The organism is Hypericibacter sp. (assembly GCF_050729195.1).
Taxonomy (GTDB): Bacteria; Pseudomonadota; Alphaproteobacteria; order Dongiales; family Dongiaceae; genus Hypericibacter.
Genome location: NZ_JBOHKS010000220.1, coordinates 1 through 5254, shown reverse-complemented (window position 1 = coordinate 5254; position 5254 = coordinate 1). Strand labels below are relative to the sequence as shown.

4 protein-coding genes are annotated in these 5254 nt (G+C 65.2%); 1 reads left to right on the top strand and 3 read right to left on the bottom strand.

Translation table 11 applies throughout. The annotated features are described in order from the left end of the window. Both ACREE8_RS17405 and ACREE8_RS17400 read right to left on the bottom strand, forming a co-directional pair. The coding region (locus ACREE8_RS17405) for an ABC transporter permease subunit (RefSeq protein ID WP_431574273.1) at positions 1-629 on the bottom strand (629 nt) is incomplete at its 3' end. Between the two features lie 101 nt (positions 630-730). Continuing rightward, positions 731-2326, bottom strand: coding sequence for a peptide ABC transporter substrate-binding protein (locus ACREE8_RS17400; RefSeq protein WP_431574272.1), 1596 nt, complete (start codon positions 2324-2326; stop codon positions 731-733). A 374-nt stretch (positions 2327-2700) separates the two neighbouring features. Here ACREE8_RS17400 and ACREE8_RS17395 point away from each other — a divergent pair, with 374 nt between their 5' ends. Then, complete coding sequence (locus ACREE8_RS17395) at positions 2701-3585, top strand: DMT family transporter (protein WP_431574271.1); 885 nt, start codon at positions 2701-2703, stop codon at positions 3583-3585. 213 nt (positions 3586-3798) lie between these two features. On the opposite strand, the gene ACREE8_RS17390 is transcribed toward ACREE8_RS17395, so the two are convergent. Next, the coding region (locus ACREE8_RS17390; protein WP_431574270.1) for a DUF6537 domain-containing protein at positions 3799-5254 on the bottom strand (1456 nt) is incomplete at its 5' end.

The window sequence follows — 5254 nt, the reverse complement described above, 5'->3', positions numbered from 1 at the left end:
GTGCGGATATAGTTGGTGCGCAGCACCTCGAGCATGCTGCCGCGCATCAACCGCGCGATCGCCGCGATCTGCGGCAGTGCCAGGGCTGTCGCCGGCAGGATCGCGTGACGGATCGAGAAACCGCCATCGCCCCAGCCGCCCACGGGCAGCAGGCGAAGATACAGGCCGATCACCAAGGTCAGGAGCGGTGCCACGACGAAATTGGGAACCGCCACGCCGAGCACGGCGCCACCCATCAAAACATGATCGAGCAGGCTGTTCTGGCGCAGGGCCGCGATCATGCCGGCGCCCATGCCGAAAATGATGGCGGCGGTCATCGCGATGGCGCCCAGCGTCAGCGAGGTCGGGAAGCCGCCGAGGATCAGCTCGGTGACGCTGTAATCCTTGTATTGGAAGGAGGGCCCGAAATCGCCCTGGAGCAGGTTGCCGACATAGCGGCCGAACTGCTGGATGACGGGCTCGTCGAGGTGATAGGCCTTGCGCAGATTGGCTTCGACCTCGGCCGAGAGCTTGCGTTCCTTGTCGAAGGGACCGCCGGGTGCGAGATGCACCATGAAAAAGGTGATGGCGACGATCAGCAGCAGGGTCGGAACCGCGCCGATCAGTCGCTTGATGGCATAATTGAGCATGGCCGGTCGCGCCGGAGAGCAACGCCGCCGGCAGGGCGGAGCCGGCACTCCCTTTCGAGAGCGACGGCTCCGGACCCTGCCCTATGACGGCGTCAAGCGCCTTAGGACTTCAGCGACAGGAAGCGGCCGGGATGGATGTCGAGAATATTGAACTCCCATCCGACCAGCTTCGGGCTCAGCATATGGTGGCTGACATAGTGATAGACCGGGATCATGGCGTAGTCGTCGAGGAAAACCTTCTCGGCCTGCGCCAGGATCTCCAGCCGCTTCTTCGGATCGACGGTGGCACCCGCGGTCTTCAGCAGCTCGTCGAACTTCGGATTGTTGTAGCCGGCGTCATTGCGGGCACCGGCATCCGACTTGAACATGTCGAGGAAGTTGATCGGATCGGCATAATCGCCGATCCAGGCGGCGCGCGCGATGTCGAAATCCTTCTTGTCGCGCGTCTCGAGATAGACCTTCCATTCCTGGTTCACCAGCTCGAGCTCGACGCCCAGGGGCTTCCACATCGAGGCGATCGCGACCGCGATCTTCTTGTGGTTGTCGCTGGTGTTGTAGAGCAGCTGGATCTTGAGCGGATGATCGGGGCCGTAGCCGGCGTCGGCCAGGAGCTTCTTGGCCTCGGCCAGGCGCTGCGCCTTGGCCTCGCCCTTGAAGTCGAGGAACTGCTGCTGATAGCCGGGGATATTGGGCGGGACCCAGCTATAGGCGGGCAGCTCGCCGGCCTGGGTGATCTTGTCGGTGAGGATCTCGCGATCGACGCCGAGCGCCAGCGCCTTGCGGATCTGCTGCGCCTTGCCCAGCGTCTCGCGGGTCAGGTTGATGACGTAATAGTAGGTGCCGAGATAGGGCTTGTTCTGGAACTCGTCCTTCATGTTGGCTTCGAGCCACTTCACCTGGTCCGAGGGCACCTCGTAGGTGATGTCGAGCTCGCCGGCACGATAGCGCTTCAGCTCTTCGGCGATATCCTCGGTCGGGTAGTAGATGATCTTGTCGAGCTTGACGTTGGCGGCGTCATGGAAGTTGGGGTTCTTCACCACCGTCAGCTGCGATTGCGGCACCCAGTCCGACAGCATGAAGGCGCCGTTCGAGACCATGTTGCCGGGCCGCGTCCATTGATCGCCGAACTTCTCGACCGTGGCCTTGTGCACGGGCATGGCGATGTTGTGGGTCAGGAGGCCCAGCAGGTAGGGCGTCGGCGCATTGAGCGTGATGACCACCGTCTGTGCGTCGGGCGCCGCGACGCCGAGCTGAGCGAGGTCGGTGATCTTGCCGGCGATGATGTCATCGGCATTCTTGATCGGCGAGAGGATCGGGGCGTAATCCGAGGCCGTCTTGGGATCGACCGCGCGCCGGAACGAATAGAGGAAGTCGGCGGAGGTCACGGCTTCGCCGTTCGACCATTTGGCATCGTCGCGCAGATGGAAGGTATAGACAGTGCCGTCGTCGCTGATGTCCCAGCTCTTGGCGACGCCCGGGATCTGCTTGCCGTCGGCGGCCAGGGTCACCAGGCCCTCGAACAGATCGTTCTCGATCACGTTCTCGGTGACGCCGGTGGATTTATGCGGATCGATCGTCTCCGGTTCCGCGCCGTTGCCGCGCCGCAGCACTTCTTCGGCGCTCGCCACCGCGGTTCCCGCCAGCAGCGTCGCGACCGCGAAGGCGGCCAGTTTCAACGTCGTTCGCCGATTCATCATGAGGTGTCCTCCTTGTCCCTGACGCCCCGGCGCCTTGGCCCTTGGCGGCGCTCGCGTTGGGGGCGAAGCGCGTGGGCCCTTTCAAGGTCGGCCGGGGTTCGTTGCTCAAGAATAGTCCTTCAATATGCAGGGAGGTTCAAGCGCATGTCCCGGTGACAAGCACCGGGCCCTGCCTTTTCCCAACAGCGAGAAATCGCAGACCCGACGCGGGCTTGCTGCATTTCCAATCGTTGCCAGGGCGTTCCGGCAGGGCTTGAGCGTCGCGGTCACAATTGTCGCCGATATCGCAAGCCCATTGCGGTTCGGCGGCCGTTGCTTTAGGCGAACGGGAAATCATTGAAACACAAACCCTCGAAGCGATGGCCCCCGCCGGCATGACCACCAAGAGCACAAGCTGGATACCCGTCCTGGTGGCGCTTGCCGTGGTGGTGTTCTGGGGGGCGACGCCGGTCTTCACCAAGGTCGCGGCGCGCGAGATCGATCCGCTGCTGGTCGGCATGCTGCGCACCCTGCTGGGCGGGCTGGCGGCGGCACCGTTGGCCCTGGGCCTGCGCATCAAGCCGCCGCGCCACAGCCGTCAGGTCTGGCCGCTGCTGCTGTCGGGCTTCTGCGGCTTCGTCGCCTTTCCGATCCTCTACACGATCGGCCAGCGCATGACCTCGGCCATGCATGGCGGGCTGATATTGGCAGCACTCCCAATCTTCACCGGACTCTATGCGGCGGCGATCGAGCGGCGCCGGCCCAGCCGGGTCTGGTGGGCGGGCTGTGCCGTCGCCTTTGCGGGCGAGATCCTGCTGATCCTGGGCCGCATGCCGACCTCGGCGGGCGAGGCCTCGATCTTGGGCGATTGCCTGATCCTGTTCGCCAGCCTGTTCGCCGCCATGGGCTACGTCGCCGGCGCCCGGCTCACCCAATCGGGCTATGCCAGTCTCGGCACGACGCTCTGGGGCGTGACCGCGGGCGCGATCGCGGTGGCGCCGTTCCTGGCGTTCGAAACCGGCGGCGCGCTCCCGGAGGCGAGCTGGATCGCCTGGGGCACCATCGCGATGCTAGCCTGGGTGACGTCGATCATGGGCTATATCGGCTGGTACTGGGCGCTCGGCCATGGCGGCATCGCGCGCATGGGCACGATCCAGTTCCTGCAGCCGCTTTCGGGGCTGGTGCTCGCTTTCTTCTGGCTCGGCGAGCGCCCGACCGCGATCCTGATCGCCGCCACCATCATGATCTTCGCCGGCGTGGTGATCGCGAGAAGGCGGTAGCAGCGACGTTGTCATTCTCAATTGGGTTCTGAGCGCTTCAAGAGAAATCCTTCCTCTCCGCCCGCGTAGCGGGGGGAGAGGGTAGGGTGAGGTGGGCCTTTCTTGCGGGCACACCCTCACCCAGCTCCGAGTAAGTCTCCGCTTCGCTCCGACTAACTCTGCGCATCCCTCTCCCTCACTTCGTGAGGGCGAGGAAAGAAGAAAGCGTGTCTTCTACTCCGCCGCCGCGGCCTGAACCGGCGCGCTGCGGAAGGAGGCGAGCAGCTCCGCCTCGCGCGCCTTGGCCTTCTCGATCGACGCGTCCTTCACATGGCCATAGCCGCGGATCTGGTCCGGCAGGTCGGCCAGTGCCACCGCGATGCGGTGATTCTCGTGATCGAGCTTGCCCAGGATCTCCTTCAGCAGCCTCTCATACTCCACGATGAGCGCGCGCTCGCGCTTGCGCTCGGCGGTGCGGCCGAAGGGGTCGAGGGCGGTGCCGCGCAGGAAGCGGAAATGCGGCAGGATGCTGAAGACCTTCAGCAGCCAGGGGCCGAATTCCCGCTTCAGCAGATGGCCGGTCTCGGGGTCGCGCTTGGCGATGATTGGCGGCGCCAGATTGAGTGAGACCTTCCAGTTTCCCTCGAACTGATTCGCCAGCGACTGCCGGAAGGCCGGATCGGAGAGGAACCGCGCCACCTCATACTCGTCCTTATAGGCGAGGAGCTTGTAATAATTGCGCGCGACCGTCTCGGCGAGGCCGCGACGACCGGGCGTGCGTTCGGCCTCGGCCACTTCCACCGCGGCGACGAGATCGCGATAACGGCGCGCCAGGGCGTCGTTCTGATAGGCGGTCAGGTCGCGAGCCCGCAAAGTCACGATCTCCTCGAGCGTGGTCGCGATTGGCCGCGGTGCCGAGGTCGGGTCGGCGGCCTTGGCCGCGGTCTCGACCGAGGCCGGGTCATGGGCTGCGCGCCGGCCCCAGCGGAAGGCCTGGCGGTTCTGCTCGATCGCGGCGCCATTGAGCTCGATCGCGCGCTCCAGCGCCTCGCTCGAGACCGGGATCAGGCCCTTCTGATAGGCGAAGCCCAGCATGAAGAGATTGCTGGCGATGGAATCGCCCATGATCGCCGTGGCCAGGCGCGAGGCATCGACGAAATCCACATCCTCGCGACCGATCGCGTCGACGACCGCGCGCTTCAGATCGGCAATTGGAAAGCCCATATCGGGATGGCGCGTGAAATCGCCGGTGATGCTCTCCTCGAGATTGATGACGGCGCGGCTGACGCCCTTATGGAGCTTGGTCAGCGCGTCATAGCTGGCGGCGACCACGAGATCGCAGCCCAGAAGCAGCCGGGCACCACCCGCCGCGACCCGCACAGCATGGATGTCGGCGGGGTTGTCGGCGATGCGCAGATGGCTGATGACCGCACCCCCCTTCTGCGCCAGGCCGGTCATGTCGAGGATGGTGCAGCCCTTGCCTTCGATATGGGCCGCCATGCCGATCAGGGCGCCGACCGTGACCACGCCGGTGCCGCCGACGCCGGTGACGAGGATGCCATAGGGCTCGGTCGTGCCCGGCCGCTGCGGCTCGGGCAGGGGCGGCATGGCGGTCGCGCCATTGGGCTTCGCACTGCGGCGCTTCTTGAGCGCACCGCCCTTGACGGTGACGAAGCTCGGGCAGAAGCCC